Annotated in this window: 17 protein-coding genes; 1 reads left to right on the top strand and 16 read right to left on the bottom strand. The window is 28.2% G+C overall.

Going from position 1 to position 17680, the window contains the following annotated elements:
• Window positions 1-9: 9 nt before the first annotated feature.
• From asnS to hflX, 15 genes are all read right to left on the bottom strand, one after another.
• Window positions 10-1398 (bottom strand): asparagine--tRNA ligase, encoded by a 1389-nt coding sequence (gene asnS / locus I6H46_RS09365; RefSeq protein ID WP_019117474.1) that lies wholly within the window; start codon window positions 1396-1398, stop codon window positions 10-12.
• Window positions 1379-2710 (bottom strand): replication-associated recombination protein A, encoded by a 1332-nt coding sequence (locus tag I6H46_RS09370; protein WP_019117473.1) that lies wholly within the window; start codon window positions 2708-2710, stop codon window positions 1379-1381. Before I6H46_RS09370 ends, asnS begins: the two co-directional genes overlap by 20 nt.
• An 84-nt stretch (window positions 2711-2794) precedes the next feature.
• Complete coding sequence (nrdR, locus tag I6H46_RS09375; RefSeq protein WP_070606018.1) at window positions 2795-3250, bottom strand: transcriptional regulator NrdR; 456 nt, start codon at window positions 3248-3250, stop codon at window positions 2795-2797.
• Between the two features lies 1 nt (window position 3251).
• Window positions 3252-4337: a cell division protein FtsZ gene (ftsZ, locus tag I6H46_RS09380; protein WP_019117471.1), complete on the bottom strand. Its 1086-nt coding sequence runs from the start codon at window positions 4335-4337 to the stop codon at window positions 3252-3254.
• 32 nt (window positions 4338-4369) lie between these two features.
• Entirely contained in the window at window positions 4370-5161 is a 792-nt protein-coding gene (locus I6H46_RS09385) for a cell division protein FtsQ/DivIB (RefSeq protein ID WP_200225865.1), read from the bottom strand.
• Between the two features lies 1 nt (window position 5162).
• Window positions 5163-6248, bottom strand: a complete 1086-nt coding sequence (gene murG, locus I6H46_RS09390) for an undecaprenyldiphospho-muramoylpentapeptide beta-N-acetylglucosaminyltransferase (protein WP_200225867.1) — start codon at window positions 6246-6248, stop codon at window positions 5163-5165.
• Window positions 6249-7559, bottom strand: coding sequence for a UDP-N-acetylmuramoyl-L-alanine--D-glutamate ligase (murD, locus tag I6H46_RS09395; protein WP_019117469.1), 1311 nt, complete (start codon window positions 7557-7559; stop codon window positions 6249-6251).
• Complete coding sequence (gene mraY / locus I6H46_RS09400) at window positions 7556-8506, bottom strand: phospho-N-acetylmuramoyl-pentapeptide-transferase (protein WP_019117468.1); 951 nt, start codon at window positions 8504-8506, stop codon at window positions 7556-7558. The genes murD and mraY overlap by 4 nt, the downstream gene beginning before the upstream one ends.
• A gap of 5 nt (window positions 8507-8511) precedes the next feature.
• Window positions 8512-8910, bottom strand: coding sequence for a septum formation initiator (locus I6H46_RS09405; RefSeq protein ID WP_019117467.1), 399 nt, complete (start codon window positions 8908-8910; stop codon window positions 8512-8514).
• Between the two features lies 1 nt (window position 8911).
• Entirely contained in the window at window positions 8912-9832 is a 921-nt protein-coding gene (gene rsmH, locus I6H46_RS09410) for a 16S rRNA (cytosine(1402)-N(4))-methyltransferase RsmH (RefSeq protein WP_019117466.1), read from the bottom strand.
• A gap of 1 nt (window position 9833) precedes the next feature.
• Entirely contained in the window at window positions 9834-10247 is a 414-nt protein-coding gene (gene mraZ / locus I6H46_RS09415) for a division/cell wall cluster transcriptional repressor MraZ (protein WP_019117465.1), read from the bottom strand.
• A 400-nt stretch (window positions 10248-10647) separates the two neighbouring features.
• On the bottom strand, window positions 10648-11409 hold the full coding sequence (gene lgt / locus I6H46_RS09420; protein ID WP_019117464.1) for a prolipoprotein diacylglyceryl transferase: 762 nt from the start codon (window positions 11407-11409) through the stop codon (window positions 10648-10650).
• A gap of 1 nt (window position 11410) precedes the next feature.
• Window positions 11411-12148, bottom strand: a complete 738-nt coding sequence (locus I6H46_RS09425) for a YebC/PmpR family DNA-binding transcriptional regulator (RefSeq protein ID WP_004839067.1) — start codon at window positions 12146-12148, stop codon at window positions 11411-11413.
• Between the two features lie 14 nt (window positions 12149-12162).
• The gene (locus tag I6H46_RS09430) at window positions 12163-12810 is read right to left on the bottom strand and encodes a YigZ family protein (RefSeq protein WP_026074021.1); all 648 of its coding nucleotides are present in this window, start codon (window positions 12808-12810) and stop codon (window positions 12163-12165) included.
• Complete coding sequence (gene hflX, locus I6H46_RS09435; protein ID WP_004839069.1) at window positions 12785-14020, bottom strand: GTPase HflX; 1236 nt, start codon at window positions 14018-14020, stop codon at window positions 12785-12787. The genes I6H46_RS09430 and hflX overlap by 26 nt, the downstream gene beginning before the upstream one ends.
• A gap of 180 nt (window positions 14021-14200) precedes the next feature.
• Here hflX and I6H46_RS09440 point away from each other — a divergent pair, with 180 nt between their 5' ends.
• Window positions 14201-17080, top strand: coding sequence for a penicillin-binding protein 1A (locus I6H46_RS09440; protein ID WP_019117462.1), 2880 nt, complete (start codon window positions 14201-14203; stop codon window positions 17078-17080).
• Window positions 17081-17124: 44 nt separating this feature from the next.
• Here I6H46_RS09440 and I6H46_RS09445 read toward each other — a convergent pair whose 3' ends face one another.
• Complete coding sequence (locus I6H46_RS09445) at window positions 17125-17631, bottom strand: AAA family ATPase (protein ID WP_019117461.1); 507 nt, start codon at window positions 17629-17631, stop codon at window positions 17125-17127.
• Window positions 17632-17680: the final 49 nt, after the last annotated feature.

Here is a 17680-nt window from a genome sequence, read left to right on the forward strand (position 1 = left end):
TTTTTCTCCTTAGTTTTTTGATGCAAAAGATTTTACTGTTCTTGGGTAAGGGATCACGTCACGGATATTTTTCATTCCTGTAAGATACATTACTGCTCTTTCAAATCCAAGACCATAACCTGAGTGAACTACTGTTCCATATTTTCTTAAATCTAAATAATTTTGATAATCTTCAAGTTTTAGTCCATTATCTTTCATAGATTTTACAAGCTCATCATATCTTTCTTCCCTTTGACTTCCACCTATTAATTCTCCTACAGCAGGAACTAACATATCAAAAGCTGCAACAGTTTTTCCATCTTCATTTCTTCTCATATAAAATGCCTTTATATCTTTTGGATAATCTGTAACGAAAACTGGACCATCAACTATTTTTTCTGATAAATATCTTTCATGCTCTGTTTGAAGATCCATTCCCCATTTTACAGGATATTCAAAATCAACATCAGCTTCTTGTAATTTTTCAATAGCTTCAGTATAAGTAATTCTTGCAAATTTTGCCTCTTTAACTTTTGTAAGTCTTTCAATCAAAGTATCATCAACTCTTTCGTTGAAAAATTCAATTTCATCCTTACAATTTTCTAAAACAAAACTTATCATATATCTCATCATATCTTCAGCCACATCCATGCACACATTATAATCTGCAAAAGCAATTTCTGGTTCAATCATCCAAAATTCCGCAGCGTGTCTTGGTGTGTTTGATTCTTCAGCCCTAAAGGTTGGACCAAAAGTATAAATATTAGATAAGGCAAGAGCATAATCTTCTGCCTCAAGTTGTCCTGAAACTGTCAAATAAGATTTTTTTCCAAAGAAATCTTTAGAATAATCAACTTTTCCATCCTTATTTAAATCTAATTTATCTAAATTTTGGGTAGTAACTTGGAACATTTCTCCAGCACCTTCTGTATCAGATGCAGTAATTAATGGAGCATTTAAATAAATAAATCCTCTTTCTTGGAAAAATTTATGAAGAGCATAGGCAAGTTTTGACCTTAATCTAAAAACTGCCCTGTAAGTATTAGTTCTAGCTCTTAAATGAGGAATGGTTCTCATATATTCAAGAGATTGTTTTTGTTTTTGAATAGGAAATTTCTCATCACTGTGACCTAAAACTTCTACAGATTTTGCTTGAAGTTCGTAGGCTTGTTTGGCATTATTTGTTTTTACAAGAATTCCTCTAATTTTTAATGATGCTGAAAGATGTTCTTTTTGTAAATCTTCAAAATTTTCTAATTCTTTTCCAACAACAATTTGAAGATTTTTAAAAATTGTCCCATCATTTAATTCAATAAATCCGACATTTTTTGTAAATCGCGCCTGTCTAATCCATCCTTCAACTGTAATTTCTTGGTCGATGTATTTTTCAACATCTTTTTTAATCTCTCTTAATTTCATCCTTATTTCCTCTCTTAATTTTTTCTAAATTTTCATTAAGTATTTTTTCATAACCTATATTTTTTGGCTTATAAAATTTTTCATCTACAAATCCATCTGGAAGATAGTCTTGTTTTACATATCCATCATAATCATGAGGATATAAATAAGTATCTTTAACTAAATTTTTACTTCCTTTATAATGGGTATCTTTTAATTTATTTGGTACTTCCAAATCTTTTTCATTTTTTACAAAATCCATAGCCTTATTTATAGCAAGGTATGTAGAATTATTTTTCTTTGCTAAAGATAAATATATACAAGTCTCTGCCAAAATAATTCTTGCCTCTGGCATACCTACAGTATTAATTGCTGTAAAAGTGTTTGTCGCAAGGCTTAAAGCGTAGGGATCAGCAAGCGAAATATCTTCTGATGCAAAAATAATCATTCTTCTTGCTATAAATTTTATATCTTCTCCGCTATTTAACATTTTTGCCAAATAATAAACCGCTGCATCAGGATCTGAGCCACGCATAGATTTTATAAAAGCAGAAATAGTATCATAATGTCTATCTCCATCCCTATCATAAATAGAAATTTTCTTTTGGATAGAATTTATAATACTTTTTCGATCAACTACTATTATACCTTCTTTATCTTCTTGTGAAAATATTGCAATTTCTAAAGCATTCAACAAGGCTCTACAATCCCCGTTAGAATATTTAACCAAAGTATTTCTGGCATCATCATCAATTTTTATATTTTTATTTTGTAAAAGCCTATCTCGACTTAAAGCCATATATATTAATTTTTTTAAATCATCATCTGTATGTGCTTTTAATTCAAATACATACATTCTAGAAATTAAAGCTTTATTTACTTCAAAATATGGATTTTCTGTTGTAGCTCCTATCAAAATAATCGTAGAATCTTCAACAAAAGGCAGTAAATAATCTTGTTGACTTTTATTAAATCTATGAATTTCGTCAATAAATAAAATAGTTTTTTTATTTTCAAATTTCAAATTATCTTTTGCAATTTGAATTTTTTTCTTTAAGTCATTGATTCCACTAGCTACCGCAGAAACTTTTTCAAAAGCCATATTAGTTGAATTTGAAATAATTTTTGCAAGAGTAGTTTTGCCAACTCCTGGAGGTCCATAAAAAATAGAAGAATAAATTCTATCAGATTTTATCATTCTTCTTAAAATTTTTCCTTCTCCTAGAAGATGATCTTGTCCTAAAAAATCTTCAATTTTTTCAGGTCTCATCCTGTCAGCTAATGGCGCAGACTTTTCTAGTTCTCTTAATTTATTTAATTCAAATAAGTCCATTTTATCCAATCTTTCAAAAAAAGGACTGTTGCAAAATGAATTTGTTTTTTGTCATTTTCATCTTGCAATAGCCCCTTAAATTTTCTAATTTTTTTCTTTTAAATTTTTAATCTCTCTATAGAAACTCTCAACATCTTTAAATTCCCTATATACTGATGCAAATCTCACATAAGCTACAGGATCTAATTGTTTTAGATGCTCCATGACAAATTTTCCTATGGTAGTGGATGATACTTCCTTTTTACCAATATGATTTATAGAAACTTCTATATCATCTGCTATTTTTTCAATGTCTTCCATGCTTACAGGTCTTTTTTCGCAAGATTTTACAATTCCACTTATAAGTTTTGACCTATCAAAAGATTCTCTAGTATTATCTTTTTTTACAACCATTAAAGTTTGGTCTTCATATCTTTCATAAGTTGAAAATCTTTTATTACAAGCTTGACATAGCCTTCTTCTTCTAATAGCATGATTATCTTCTGTTGCTCTAGAGTCTATAACTTTTGTATCATTTGAGTCACAATATGGACACTTCATTTTATTTTAAGAAATCTGGAAGATCTATATCGTCAAATGGATTTGAAGAACTTTGTTTTTTTGGTGTTTGTCTTTGGCTAACACCTTGTGAAGATCTTCTGTTTTCTAAAACTTCTCTTCTTGTTTGGTTGTCTTGATCAAATCCTGTGGCAATTACAGTTATTTTAATGTCATCGCCCAATGATTCATCGCTTCCTACACCAAAAATTATATTTGCATCTGAATCTATATGTTCTCTAATTAATTCTGCTGCTTCGTTTGCTTCCATTAAACCAACTTCTGCTGCAGTTACGTTTAATAATACTGCGTTAGCTCCTTCGATTGATGTTTCAAGTAATGGAGAATTTACAGCTGCTTTTGCTGCATCTACTGCTCTGTTTTCTCCGCTTGCTCTACCAATTCCCATGTGAGCTATTCCTTGATCTGACATAATTGATTTAACATCAGCAAAATCAAGGTTGATTACATTTGGTACAGCTATAAGTTCTGAAATACCACTTACAGCATCCATAAGTACTTGGTCAGCCATTTTAAATGCGTCTACCATTGATGTTCTTTTTTCTACAATTTGTAAAAGTCTATCATTTGGTATTGTAATTAATGTATCCACACATTCTTTTAATGCTTCAATTCCACCTTCTGCAGATGTTTGTCTTTTTCTTCCTTCAAATGTGAAAGGACGAGTTACAACACCTACTGTAAGTATTCCTTGTTCTTTTGCTTTTCTTGCTACAACAGGGGCTGCTCCAGTACCAGTTCCACCGCCCATTCCAGCAGTGATAAATACCATGTCTGCTCCCTTTAGTGATTCATCAATTTCTGATTCACTTTCTTCAGCAGCTTTTTCACCAATTTCAGGATTAGCTCCAGCTCCAAGTCCTCTTGTAAGCTTTGCTCCTATTTGTAATTTGATGTCAGCATTTGCTTCATTTAAAGTTTGAAGGTCTGTATTTAATGCAATAAATTCAACTCCAGAAAGGCCGCCCTCTCTCATTCTACTTATAGCATTATTTCCGCCACCACCAACTCCTATTACTTTTATTTTGGCTAAGGCGTTATTTTCTACTTCCATGTTAATATTTGCCATCTTCATCCCCCGTTTCATTAAGATTAATATTTTTAATTATTTTCATCTTTTTCGTCAAGACTTTTTTCTTCAACTTCAACTACTGGATTCTTACCCTTATTTAGGCTAATTGAATAAGCTTTTATTTTTTTATTTTCTATATCCTTTAAAACTGAATCAAGTAGTTTAAGTTTATAATTATAATTTTTTAAATCTCCGAAATTAATCTGAATATCATTTATTATTATACCAATTTCATTATAGTTTTCCAAGTCTATTTCTTTTATGTCTTTAGCATATTTTAGCTTTTGAATAGAATCGATAAATTTTATTAGATTTTTTTTATCGGTAAAATTTTTTCCAATTTCTGGTTTGTTTTTTATTCCTTTGATTTTTAGTAAATTATTATTTTCTTCATTTGCTGTTTTATCCAATACTTTTCCTGTATTTGCAATAACATAGTTATCTTTTTTGTATCTTGCAAGCATATAAGGATATTCTTCTTTTACTCTTACTATAATTTTATCTGGAAGTTCTTTTTCTATTTTGGCGCTTTTTATTATTTTTTCTTTTTTTAGATTTTCTATGCTTTCTTTCTCATCGTATAAAATTATATTTGTTCCCATTGGATTATTTAATTTTGATAAAATTTGATCATTTGATAAAATTTTATTTCCTTTTATGTATACTTGAGAAATTTTATAGTAATCATGCCTAAACAAATTAACAATTAATATAGCTGCGATTACTATTATTAAAAAAATCACAAAAAAAGGAGTAAATAATTTTTGTTTTCTTTTTAATTTTTTTCTGCCTTTATTTTTTTGTCTATTTTTTTTGCTCATTTCACATACCCATAACTTTTTTTATCAAATCATAAATTTCATCACTTGCATTAGGATTTTGTAATAAGCTTGCCTTCTCGCCCATTTCCTTTATTTTTTCTTTATCTTCTACAATATCAAGTATATTTTCATAAAGAATCTTCCCATTTAATTCTTTTTCTAAAATCATTGAGCAAGCACCTTTTTTTAAATATGATCTTGCATTATATTCTTGATGGTTTTCTGTTGTGTAGGCTTTTGGTATTAAAATTGATGCTTTTTTTAGATTTGATATTTCGCTTAAACTCATAGCCCCAGATGATGCTATTACCAAATCACTTACCGCATAAAATAAATCTATATTATCTATATAAGAAAATGCCTTTATAAACTCATTTTCTTTTGTATTTTTTATAAATTCATCATAATTTTTTAATCCAGTTTGATGGAGCAAATAAAATTTCCCGTCCAAAAATTCACTCATTTGTTTTACTGCATCATTTAGATATTTTGAACCATTAGAACCTCCAAAAGAAAAAACTACTGGTCTATCTTTTTTTATTCCTAACTTTTCCAAATCTTCTTGACTGTATGATGTATTAAAATTAGTTCTTACTGGATTTCCTGTTACATAAACATTTTTTTTATTTTTCAAATGTTTTTTTGCTTCTTCAAATGATATACAAACAAGATCGACTTTGTTTGACAAAAATCTTGTAGTAACTCCTGGAAAAGAATTTGATTCATGTATCAAAGTTTTTATATTTTTCTTGCTTGCTTGATAGAGAATTGGTGCACAAACATAACCACCTGTTCCTATAACAAGATCTGGTTTGAATTCTTTAATAATTTTTTTTGCTTCTTTGAAACCTCTTAAATTTGTCAAAAGAGATTTAAAAAGTCTTTTGGAAATTTTTCTTGGTAGACCCATAGCCTCAATAGCTCTAAATTTGTAACCATATTTATTTACAATTCTTTTTTCTGGGCCATCATTTAATCCCACATAAAGAATTTCCAAATCATCTATTTCTTCTTCTAATTTTTGGCACATGGCTATGGCTGGATAAATATGTCCGCCAGTTCCACCGCCAGATACTATTACTCTCATCTAATCTTCCTTTTCTAAAACTCTTTTTTTGAAATCATCTCCTCTTTGCATGTAATTGTCATACATTCCCCAACTAGCACTTGCAGGAGAGAGCAAAACCGTATCAGAATCTTTCATTATTTCAAAAGATTTATTTACAGCTTCTTTCATATCATTTACTAAATAATAATTAATTTTATATTTCTCGCAAAGATTTTGTAAAATTTCTTTTGTTTGACCCATTAAAATCATAGTTTTTATTTTTTTCTTTGTATCTTCAAATAAGGGCGTATAATCAATTTTTTTATCATAGCCACCTGCAATTAGAATTACATTTTTATCAAAACTATTTATTGCTTTTATTGCAGAATCTACATTAGTAGCCTTAGAATCATTGTAAAAAGATACATTTCTAATTTTTTTTACAAACTCAAGTCTATGATCAATAGCCTTAAAAGTTTTTGTATATTTTATAATTTTATCAAGATCAAGGCCAAATAAATACAAGCAAAGAATAGCACAAGATACATTTAAAAGATTGTGATCTCCTACAATTTTTAAATCATCTCTTTTTAATAAATAAATTTCTTTTTTGTCTTTTAAATAAAGAGAGTCATCTTTCAAATATATTCCTTTTTGAACTTCTTCTTTTATAGAAAATTCGTATATTTTGGATTTGAATTTATTTTTATTTTTTCTTAAAATTTCATCATCATGATTTATTACAAGGTAGTCTTTATCATCTTGATTTATAGCAATTTTTAACTTATCTTCTATATAATTTTCAAATGATCCGTGCCAATCTATGTGATCTGGCGTAATATTTAAAATACCTGCTATATGTGGCTTAAAAAATTTGGTATTGTGAAGTTGAAATGAAGATATTTCTTCAACAAAAATATCATCATTATTATACATTTGCCACAAGATGCCTTCGCCAATATTTCCTACCCCAATAGCTTTTTTACCACTTTGATTTAAAATATGGCTAATAAGCGATGTGGTTGTTGTTTTGCCATTTGTTCCTGTAATTGCTATATTTTTTTTATCTTTAAAAAGTCTATATGACAATTCAATATCAGTAATTATCTCATTATTTTTTTCTAAAATTTTTATAATATCATCGTCTGGTCTAATTCCTGGAGATTTTACTACAAAATCATATTTTTCTTCAATTTTAATATCAGAAATAGGGCTATAATTATAGCCCTCTAATCTTTCATCAGTATTTTTATTTTTATCGAAAGTAAAAACTTCATAACCTAATTTGTCAAAAGTTTTTACTGTAGATATTCCTGTAATTCCTAAACCGTAAACTAAAACTTTTTTCATAATACTATCAATAAAGTAATCAAAGATAAAATTACTGATACTATTGTAAAACCAGTAACTATTTTTGGTTCTTTGTATCCTTTCAATTCATAATGATGGTGGATTGGAGTCATCAAAAATATTCTCTTTTTATTTCTAAATTTGTATGAGGCAACTTGAATTATTACACTTAAAGCCTCAGCCACATAAACTCCCCCAAGTATAATTAAAAATAAAGTTATTCCCATATTTATGGCAAGTCCAACTACAGCTCCACCGATTGCCATAGAACCTGTATCTCCCATAAATACACTTGCTGGATTTGAGTTATAAAATAAAAATCCTAAAACAGAACCAAGCATAATACTTGCAAACAATTCATCTTCTATATTTTGACTTAAAATTATAAATGTTAAAAATACTGGAATAGAAACTTGACTAGATAAACCATCTAGCCCATCAGTTAAATTTACAGCATTTGAAGTTCCAATCATAATAAACATCATTATAGGAATTCCTAAAATTGAAACATTTAATCTAATATCTGTAAAAGGAATCCACAATTTTGTTATTGTATCATTTTGGAAAATAAAACATAAAATTGCAATTAAAAATGATAAAGCAACTTGAAGAATTATTTTTTGCTTAGCAGTTAATCCTAATGATCTTTTTAAAATTAATTTTCTAAAATCATCAATAAAACCTATAGCTCCAAATCCAAAAGTTGCTAACAATAATATAAAAGTTTTCATAGAAAAAGGAACAAATATCAATGTCAAAACAAGTGCTGATATTAAAAATATAATACCACCCATAGTTGGCGTACCTGCTTTTCCATAATGACTTTTTGGTCCTTCTTGTCTAATATTTTGTCCAATATGACTTGATCTTAAAATTGGAATTATAATTTTTCCCAAAATCAAAGTTAATATTAAACTTATTAAAATAATTAAAATCGTATTTTTCATCTCTCCTACCTATCAATATTAAGATATACAACATTACCTTCATTTTCATAAATCATGCCAAGATTTTCCATCGCATATCTTTGAATTTCTTTCAAACTAACTGAATCTTCAAGATCACTATTTAATCTATCCCTTGTTAATTGATAAGATGTATATTGACTTTGTAATTTATTATACTCTTTTATTCTATTATTCAATTTAATATAATTATGTAAAGAAATAAAACCCATAAAAATAAAAGATAAAAATAATAAAGCTAATATATTTCTCTTAAACTTCCTATCTTTTTTTTGGAGTTTATTATATCTAAACTTAATATCATAAGAAGTTTGATCGTGCAAACTTAGCTTTAATTTTTTATTTAAATTTTTATTTATTTTTCTTTTTTTCAAAGCGTTTGACATATCAAATCCTCTCACAAACTCTAAGCTTAGCACTATGAGACCTATTATTATTTTTCAATTCATCTTTGCTTGGCAAAATAGGTTTTTTGCTAATTAATTTAACCTTTTTTTCATGATTGCAAACACAAACAGGAAAATCAGGTGGACAAATACATTTTTTACTCATCTCTTTAAATTTATTTTTAACGATCCTGTCTTCCAAAGAATGAAAAGTTATTACACATAATCTTCCATTTTTGTTTAGACGATCAACTATTTTTTCTAAAGTATTTTCCAAAACTTCAAGCTCTCTATTAACTTCAATTCTTAAAGCTTGGAATACTCTTTTTTCAGGATGAGCTTCGCTAGTATTTACAGATTTCATAACAATATTTCGGAGTTGTAAAGTTGTATTAATTTCGTGCATTTTTCTGTAATCTACTATTGCTTTAGCAATTGTTTTGGAATATCTTTCCTCTCCATATTCAGAAAAAATTTTCCAAAGCTCATCCAAAGAGTAATCATTGACAATTTGTTTTGCTGTTAACTCATTATCTTTGTTCATCCTCATATCCAATGGACCGTCTTTCATATAAGAAAAACCTCGATCTTCATTGTCAATTTGGTAAGAACTTACGCCAATATCCATCAAAGCGCCATCTATCCTATTAAACCCAGCTTCATCAAGAACATTTTCAATATTTTCAAAATTCTCATTAAAATATAAGACATTAGAAAAATCTTTCAAATTTTCTCTAGCTGCTTTGATAGCATCCTTATCTTGATCTAAGCCAATCAAAAGACCCTTTGGTGATAATTTTTTTAAAATTTCTTTAGAATGGCCTCCCTTACCTAAAGTTAAGTCAGCATATATTCCATCTTCTTTTATATTTAAGTTTTCAATAGTTTCATTTAACAAAACTGATTTATGAGAAAATTCCATATTACTGATCCATAATTTCTGATAAGTTCACTTCAACATCACCAATATAATCATTCCAATTATTCAAATCCCATATTTCTATGTTTGAATTATTTCCGATTATAATAGCCTCTTTGCCTAAATTAGCATAGTCGCGTAATTGCTTATTTAATAAAACTCGCCCTTGTTTATCCAAATAAGCCTTGATAGTGGAAGAAAAAAACAATCTTTTTATCGCCCTGTTGTTTTTATTTTGGTAGGATAATTCTTCGTACTTTTTAGCACGTTTTTCAAATTCCTCAATAGTATACAAAACTAATGAGCGTTCTGGGCCCTTGGTTACATAAAATTCATTACCAAGATCATCTCTAAATTCACTTGGCATCATTATTCTATTTTTAGAATCTAATTTGTGAATGAATTCTCCTAAAAACATGACCCACCTTCTACCACTTATTTCCACTTCACATATATTTTATACCAAAATCTGTAAATTGTAAAGGATTAAAAAATTTATTTTTTTAAAATTTTTTTGAAATTTTTAATTTTTTTTATATTTTTTAAAAAAAGTGGTTTGAATTCCCAAAATAAAATTTAAAAATAAAAAAACAGCCGAAGCTGTTTAAGAATATCGACAAAGTATACAAACCCTCATGCTAAGAATATCATACGGAAAAAATTGATTTGATTTCAAATTGAAAAATTCGTCAAAATCGCATTGTTTGAGCGTTAGCGAGTTTGCGATTTTAGAATTTTGAAATTTAGAAATCAACAATTTTTGGAGTCAGATATTCGTGCTTGAGGGTTTGTCTACGCTATGAAACAGCCTAAGCTGTTTATTTTTTTATATATGGTTTTAAGTTTATATTTTTATATTTTACAAACAAATAAATTCCTACGATTAAATAAATCACACTTGTAAGTTGTGCCATTCTTATTGGCCCTATCATTAGAGAATCTGTTCTAAGTCCTTCTACAAAAAATCTCAAAATTCCGTAAGCGATAAAATATATTGCTGTTTGAATTCCTTTTTTTGGATTTTTTTTCCTATAATTTATTAAAAATAAAAATATTAAAAAATCTCCAATTGATTCATACAAAAATGTAGGATGAACTTTTACTCCATCAACTATTATTGCCCATGGCAAATTTGTAGCAGTCCCATGTGCTTCTCCATTTACAAAATTACCCCACCTTCCGATAGCTTGACCAAAGGCTAAAGATGGTGCCATTACATCTAAAATATCTATCAAAGGAATTTCTTTTTTCTTGGCATAAAAATAAATACCAATTATTGCAAATAAAATTCCTCCGTGGATAGCAAGTCCTCCTGCTCTGAAATTTAAAATTTGAATTGGATTATTTTTATACATATCCCATTCAAAAATCACATACCAAGCTCTTGCTCCAATAATTGCAAGTGGCAAAATCACAAAAAGTAAGTCGTAAATAAAATCTTCTTTAAATCCTCTTTTTACAAATTCTTTTTGGGCAAATTTTGCTCCAATTAAAACTCCGGTAATAATTAATATTGCATACCAATATATATCAATTCCAAAAAGAGAAAATGCTACTCTATCTATATTAAAATTTAACATATTATTCTTCTATATTATCTGGCACATTCCAATTTGTATAAACTTCTTGAACGTCATCGTTATCTTCAAGGGCATCAATTAATTTCATTATTTGTTTATTATTTGATTCTTGTGCATCAATCAAATTATCTGCTATATATGAAATATCTGCCTTTGCAAGTTTATAATTTTCTTTTTTTATTCCATCAAGAACTGTTTGGAAGTCTTCAACGCTTGTTATTATTTGATAAACATCTCCTTCGTCTGTTACGTCTTCTGCTCCAAAATCAATAACTTCTAACATCAATTCATCAAAATCAATTTCATCTTTTTCGATTTCAATAAGTCCTTTTCTGTTAAACATAAACATAACTGAACCATCTGTTCCAAGATTTCCACCGTTTTTATCAAAAATGTGTCTAATATCTGGAGCTGTTCTATTTTTATTGTCTGTAAGACAATCTACAATTACAGCTACTCCATCTTTGGCATAGCCTTCGTAAATTATTCTTTCAAAATTTGCCCCGCTTGTGTCGCCGCTTGCTTTTTTTATTGCTCTTTCTATATTATCATTTGGCATATTTTCTGCTTTTGCCTTGTCGATTGCTGCTTTCAAAGCTGGATTATATTCTGGATTATCTCCACCTTCTCTTACTGCAACTGAAATATTTCTACCAAGTTTTGTAAAAATTTTTCCACGTCTTGCGTCTTCACTACCTTTTTTATTTTTAATTTTGCTCCACTTATTATGTCCTGACATATTTCCTCCTATTTTTAATCTTCGTATAACATTATTTCATCAATTTTTTCTATTATTATATTCGATGATGTCATATCAATAAGTTTTTTTTCAAATTTTTCAAAATCTTCCTTTTTAATATATAAATTTATTCTAACATTTTCAAGAAAGTCCTTTTCTATAATAATATATTTTTCCTCATTTAGGAAGTTTTCTATTATTCCTAGTAAATTATAATCGAAAATTATTTTACTTTCTACAAAAATTTTTCTACAAGTAATATTTCCATCAAGGCAATCTGAAACTCCTCTTGTGTATGCTCTTACTAGACCGCCTTTCCCAAGTTTTTTACCACCAAAATACCTAGTTACAATTGCAACTACATTAAAAAGTTTTTCTTTTTCTAAAACCGAAAGCATGGGAAGACCTGCTGAGCCTTGTGGCTCTCCATCATCAGAATATCTTTTTATTTCTGGTTTTTCATTTATTATATATGCATGGCAATTGTGGTTGGCATCCTTGTATTTTTCTTTGATTTTTTCAATAAAAGAAATGGCATCTTTTTCGCTTTCCACATATTTCATATTAGTGATAAAAATTGATTTTTCTATTTCAAATTCATCTTTAATTTCGCCCTTGATGGTTTTATAATCTTCGCTAATTTTTCTCGATATATCTTTCATATTTATTGTAGTCTTTCTTTGAAATATCAAACTCTAATATTGATGAACTCTCATCATAATCTTTATTGTCAATGTCGTAATTTGTCATTATATAATCTAAAACTTTACCATCTTCGTATGGTATTTTCATTTTTACTTTTATATAATCATCTTTTATAACATCAACAATTTTTTCTTTCAATTTTATAATATCATCTTGATTTTTTGCTGATATATAAATTTTTTCTTCTTTTCTCTTATATCCTAAAAGAAGTGTATCATTTTCTATTTTGTCTATTTTATTAAAAACATAAAGAATTTTTTTATTTCCAACGTCAATATCATCCAAAGCCTTATCTATTGTTTTCAACTGAGTTTCAATATCGTATGATGAATCTATGACAACTAAAAGCATATCTGAAAATTTTATTTCCTCAAGCGTTGTAAGAAAAGAATCATTTAATTCTTTTGACAAATTATCAATAAATCCTACTGTATCAGTCAAAGTAACCTTGGTATTTGAAAAATCTAGTCTTCTTGTTGATGTATCCAAAGTTGCAAACAACAAATCATCAGAATATACATATTTTTCTTTACCAAAAATTTTTAGCATATTATTTAATATTGTAGATTTTCCTGCGTTGGTGTAGCCCAAAAGTGAAATATTTAAAATCTTATCTCTTGATTTTCTATTTACACTTTTTGTTTTTTCCAAATCTTTTAGTTTTTCTTCAAGACTTCTTATATCACGAACTATAGCTCTCTTATCAGTTTCAAGCATAGTTTCGCCTGGTCCTCTTGTTCCAATTCCACCTGATTGACGAGAAAGATAAGCAAACCATTTGTTAATTCTTGGCAACTGATATTTTAATTGAGCAAGTTTAATTTTTAATTTTGCTTCTTTTGTATTTGCTCTTTGAGCAAAAATATCCAAAATTAAAGTTGTCCAATCAACGACGTGAAGTTTCATTTTCTCTTCAAGATTTCTAAGTTGAGATGCCGAAAGCTCCACATCAAAAACTACAGTTTTTACATCTAATTTTTTTGCTATATCTTCAATTTCAGAAACTTTTCCAGAACCTATGTAGTAGGCAGGATTTACTTTCGAAATAACTTGACTGATTTTTGCAACAGATTTTCCGCCTGCTGTGTTAATTAATGATTCAAGCTCAAACTCTTTATTTGGATTTTCATTTTTTTCAAAAACATTTACTTGTATAACTTCTTGCATAAACTTCCTTTCTATTAAGATTATACAATTTATTGAATCAAATTAAAGAATCTAAAAATAATCTCCAATATTTATTTGAATAAAATAGATTAAATTTTTAAAAAATGATAAAATAATAATAAGTTTAAATTTATGATTAATTTGAAATAAAAAATAAAGACTTTAAGCAAGGAGGTCAAAATGAATAAAAAAATTTCCTCTATAGTTTTAAAAGTTTTACTTATAGCGTTTTTTGCCTTAGGCATATTGGCAACTATATTTGCAGGATTAGTTGGCGGAGGAATAATTGAGGTTATGAAAAAATCTCCAAAGGTTAATCCCGATAATATAAAATATGAAATGAGTGAAAATTCAACTATAGTTGATAAAGATGGAAATGAAATTGATTCTATTAGGACTAGCGAAAATAGGGAAATTGTTGATTACGATAAAATTCCTGAAAATATGAAAAATGCTTTTGTAGCAGTTGAAGACAGAAGATTTTACAAACATGGTGGAATTGATCCAATGTCAATAATTGGTTCTGCTTTTCAAAATTTAAAAAGCGGATCAATAGTAAGAGGCGGATCAACTCTAACTCAACAGCTTGCAAGAAACACTTATCTTTCAAACGACCAAACTTATGAAAGAAAAATTAAGGAAATATTTCTTGCCCTAGAAATCGAAAAAAATTTAAACAAAGATGAAATACTCGAAGCTTATATGAATAGAGTTTTTCTAGGACAAAATGTTTATGGAGTTCAGGCTGCAGCTCAAACATATTTTTCAAAAGACGTAGGAGAATTAACACTTGCCGAATGCGCAGCCATTGCAGGAATCGTTCAATCCCCTACAGAATTTGCTTTATTTAAATCAATCCCAACATCTGAAGTTACAAACCAAAGAGTTTTAGGAGAATTTTCAATAGATGGACAAAAATATGCAGCTATTTATAATCCAAAACCATTTGAAAGACAAAAAGATGTTCTTTTAAAAATGAAAGAAGAAGGATATATTTCTCAAAAAGAATATCAACAAGCTTTAAACGAAGATGTAGCTAGCAATATTAAGCCACCGAAAGACAAAAAACCATTAATGGCTTCTTATTTTAATACACTTTTAGAAAAACAAGTAGTAGAAAAACTACAAGAACTTTATGATATTGATGAAAAACAAGCTTATAACAAGTTGTATTATGGTGGTTTAAAAATTACAACTACTATAGATACAAAAATGCAAGAACAACTTGAAAATATTTATGATGATTTTTCAGAATATATAATGGGAAACACTCAAGGCTGGTATAATGCCCCATTACTTTCTCTACTATATGATAATTTTGGAAATATTATTAACGAACAAGGAGAAGTTTTATACTATGCAAAATCAAATGTTATTAATGATAACAATGATTTTACTTTGTCAGCTGATGAAGCCTACTTTGATGAAAATGAAAATTTCATAATAAATTCAAACAAAGTTCGCCTAGACCAAACTAATATAATTTTGAAAAAATTTTATACATTAGATGACAAAAATTCAAATCTAAGAACTCATAAAACAGGCTTAATACAATTAACTTCAAACGAAAATGTCAAAAAAGGAAATGATGGCTCAATTATAATTACATCAAAATATTTAAAAGCACACAAAGATTTAATTACAAAAAACGAATCAGGATCTTATTCTTTTAATAAATCTTATTATGATATTGATCTTGAAGGAGTTATTCAGCCACAATCATCTACTGTTGTAATTGACCATAAAAATGGAGAAGTAAAAGCTGTTGTTGGTGGACGTGATCAAAAAGGTCTTAAAACACTAAATAGAGCCATAGATCAGCCAAGACAACCTGGCTCCTCAATTAAACCTCTAGCTACCTATACCCCAGCTTTAGACAACGGATATAATTTGGCAACTGGGATTGATGATGTTCCATTTATGAGAAATGAACAAGGAGAAATTTGGCCAGAAAATGTATATAAATATTACAAAGGTATTGTAAGTTTAAGAGATTCTTTGGTATATTCAATTAATACTAACGCAGTTAGAACCCTTAAAGATATAGGAATAGATAAATCAAAAGAATATCTCGAAAACTTTGGTTTAATAAAAAAAGATAAAAATGATAATTTTATTACTAAAGAAGAAGATAGCGCTCATAACGATGAAAATTTAGCAGCGTTAGGACTTGGAGCAATGACAAGAGGTCTATCAGTTTTAGATATGACTGCAGCATACGCAGCTCTTGCAAATGGCGGAGAGTATATTGAACCTCTAACTTTTTCTAAAATTGAAGATAATAGAAATAAAGTAATTTTTGATTCAAATAAAATCAATAAAAATAAGGTTACTAGTCCAGAAACTGCTTATCAAATAACATCTGCTTTACAATCAACTGGAGAAAGTTACCAGACTATCTACTTAGATGGTACTGATTATGCTACCAAAACTGGTACTAGTGATGATAGTGTTGATTTTTGGTGTGTAGGATATAGTCCTTATTATACAGTTGGAGTTTGGATGGGGTCTGACGATCAAAATTTATCTTTAAATGGCTATTCATATAATAGAGCAGCTAGTATGTGGAATGTAGTTAATAGAAATCTTTTAGAAGAATATGAAACTGCAAAATTCGAAGAGCCAGAAGGAATAATCCATGCAAAAGTTGATACAATAAGCGGAAAACTTCCAACCTATGCATCTTATTCAGATCCTAGAGGCACTGTCAAAGATGAAATATTTACAAAAGACAATCTTCCAAAAGATGAAGATGATATGCACGTTTGGATCACAGTTGATAAAAGAAACAATTTGCTTGCAACAAATAAAACCCCTAAATCCTTACAAGCAACTAGAGCCTTTGTTGATAGAAAAAAATCTTATGATCCTAATAAATGGGATGGAATAATACCAGAAGATTGGAAATATAATATTCCTTATATGTATTCTCCTTTAGGAGCTGAAAAGCCAAAATCAGACGACAATTCTAATGAAAAGGATAAAAAAGATAAGGATGAAAAATCTAAAGATAATAAAGAAAATAAAAATAATAAAAACAATACAAATAATGGTCAATAATATAAAAATAATTTACATTAAAAAAAGAGCTTTAAGCTCTTTTTTTATGCAATAGATTGTAAAAACAAATCTTTTTTATTGTCATTGTCTATTATTACAATCTTTTTTTCTAATTTTAACTTATTTAATTTTTCTAGGATTTTATCTCTTTCGTTTTTATCAAAGTTTAATAGCCAAGAGATATAATCTTTATTTAATTTTTCAGTCCTATCTAGACTTGGATCGTCTTCATTATTTTTTTCTGTTAGTGATCTTTTTACTGATCTTTTTAAATTTGTTACTGGTGGAAAATCTAAAAAAATAATCGTATCACTAGCCTTTAATCTTAAATCCAAAGTGTCTGGATAGTAGCCGTCAAAAATAAATGATTTTTTGTTTTCTATTATATTTTTTTGAATTTTTAAAAATTCCTCATCGCTAATGTGATCTTTATCGTTTATCCACCATATTTTATTTAAGTAAAAAACTTCTATATTAAGCTTTTCTCCTAGCTGTTTGGCAAGAGTTGATTTTCCAGAACCTCCTGATCCAATTATAGTTATTTTTTCCATAATTCCTCCATACCGATTGACTATACTTAAAAAATATTTCTTTGCAACA

The organism is Anaerococcus obesiensis, assembly GCF_016599815.1.
Lineage (GTDB): Bacteria > Bacillota > Clostridia > Tissierellales > Peptoniphilaceae > Anaerococcus > Anaerococcus vaginalis.

Excerpts from the sequence above, each read along its gene's own strand:
- asnS (WP_019117474.1), bottom strand. The coding sequence starts at position 1,398 with ATGAAATTAAGAGAGATTAAAAAAGATGTTGAAAAATACATCGACCAA.
- I6H46_RS09370 (WP_019117473.1), bottom strand. The coding sequence starts at position 2,710 with ATGGACTTATTTGAATTAAATAAATTAAGAGAACTAGAAAAGTCTGCG.
- nrdR (WP_070606018.1), bottom strand. The coding sequence starts at position 3,250 with ATGAAGTGTCCATATTGTGACTCAAATGATACAAAAGTTATAGACTCT.
- ftsZ (WP_019117471.1), bottom strand. The coding sequence starts at position 4,337 with ATGGCAAATATTAACATGGAAGTAGAAAATAACGCCTTAGCCAAAATA.
- I6H46_RS09385 (WP_200225865.1), bottom strand. The coding sequence starts at position 5,161 with ATGAGCAAAAAAAATAGACAAAAAAATAAAGGCAGAAAAAAATTAAAA.
- murG (WP_200225867.1), bottom strand. The coding sequence starts at position 6,248 with ATGAGAGTAATAGTATCTGGCGGTGGAACTGGCGGACATATTTATCCA.
- murD (WP_019117469.1), bottom strand. The coding sequence starts at position 7,559 with ATGAAAAAAGTTTTAGTTTACGGTTTAGGAATTACAGGAATATCTACA.
- mraY (WP_019117468.1), bottom strand. The coding sequence starts at position 8,506 with ATGAAAAATACGATTTTAATTATTTTAATAAGTTTAATATTAACTTTG.
- I6H46_RS09405 (WP_019117467.1), bottom strand. The coding sequence starts at position 8,910 with ATGTCAAACGCTTTGAAAAAAAGAAAAATAAATAAAAATTTAAATAAA.
- rsmH (WP_019117466.1), bottom strand. The coding sequence starts at position 9,832 with ATGGAATTTTCTCATAAATCAGTTTTGTTAAATGAAACTATTGAAAAC.
- mraZ (WP_019117465.1), bottom strand. The coding sequence starts at position 10,247 with ATGTTTTTAGGAGAATTCATTCACAAATTAGATTCTAAAAATAGAATA.
- lgt (WP_019117464.1), bottom strand. The coding sequence starts at position 11,409 with ATGTTAAATTTTAATATAGATAGAGTAGCATTTTCTCTTTTTGGAATT.
- I6H46_RS09425 (WP_004839067.1), bottom strand. The coding sequence starts at position 12,148 with ATGTCAGGACATAATAAGTGGAGCAAAATTAAAAATAAAAAAGGTAGT.
- I6H46_RS09430 (WP_026074021.1), bottom strand. The coding sequence starts at position 12,810 with ATGAAAGATATATCGAGAAAAATTAGCGAAGATTATAAAACCATCAAG.
- hflX (WP_004839069.1), bottom strand. The coding sequence starts at position 14,020 with ATGCAAGAAGTTATACAAGTAAATGTTTTTGAAAAAAATGAAAATCCA.
- I6H46_RS09440 (WP_019117462.1), top strand. The coding sequence starts at position 14,201 with ATGAATAAAAAAATTTCCTCTATAGTTTTAAAAGTTTTACTTATAGCG.
- I6H46_RS09445 (WP_019117461.1), bottom strand. The coding sequence starts at position 17,631 with ATGGAAAAAATAACTATAATTGGATCAGGAGGTTCTGGAAAATCAACT.